Source organism: Oleiphilus sp. HI0067 (assembly GCF_001635735.1).
In genome coordinates, this window is record NZ_LWFI01000386.1 from 1 (window position 1) to 869 (window position 869).

An 869-nucleotide genomic window follows, 5' to 3' on the forward strand; every position below is an offset into this window, starting at 1 on the left:
CATTCGCAATTCTCCGAACTTCAGTCTTTACCAATCTGATTTTTTAGTAGCTCATTACTCGAACTTGAGTAAACTGACGATTCCCAGCTTTTGAGCCGTGGAAACCGAAGCCACTTTGTTTCGCACCCACCCACGGTGAGTCTCCCATTCCACCGACACCTTGGTTAACGGATACCATGCCTGCCTCAAGCCTCTCTGCGACCTCTCTGGCATTTGCACCGCCAAACACGACGGCTCCTAATCCATATACCGAGTCGTTTGCTCGCTTAACCGCTTCATCAATTGAATCAAACTCTGCAATGGCGACTACTGGACCAAAGGTTTCTTCATTCTCCAGGCGCATTTCTTTACTAAGGTTTGAGACAACTGTTGCTTCGATATAAGGCGCTTTCTGTCGAGCATATCCAAGCAAAAACCTAGCGCCGTTCGCCTCAGCATCAATTAACTGATCTACAATTTTTTGATGTTGATGAGGGTTTACAATGGGGCCAATATTTACACCAGGCTGATTCCACGGACCTGTTTGATATTGACTGGCAACCGCAACAACCTCATGTTCAAATGCTTTAGCAATACTTGCATCAACATAAACCCGCTCCGTAGAGGTGCACATCTGCCCAGCATTTTCGAATGAGCTTGCGACAGCGAACCTAGCAGCAGCTTTAAGATCAGCATTGCGCATAACAATCATTGGATCATTACCACCAAGCTCCATTACAAGCCTTTTCAGATCTAGCGCAGCACCAGCCATTATGTTTCGACCAGCCTCGAGCGACCCGGTAAAAGCGACCATATTTATCTCCGCTTTAACGAGTGCTCTACCCACTTCACCAGCACCATGAACAATTTGTACTAGGTTCTCAGGCAAG

The 869-nt window shown here is 46.8% G+C and carries 1 protein-coding gene; it reads right to left on the reverse strand.

Going from position 1 to position 869, the window contains the following annotated elements:
* Window positions 1-43: 43 nt before the first annotated feature.
* Window positions 44-869: aldehyde dehydrogenase (locus A3739_RS04550; protein WP_156502354.1), on the reverse strand; the 826-nt coding region annotated here is incomplete at its 5' end.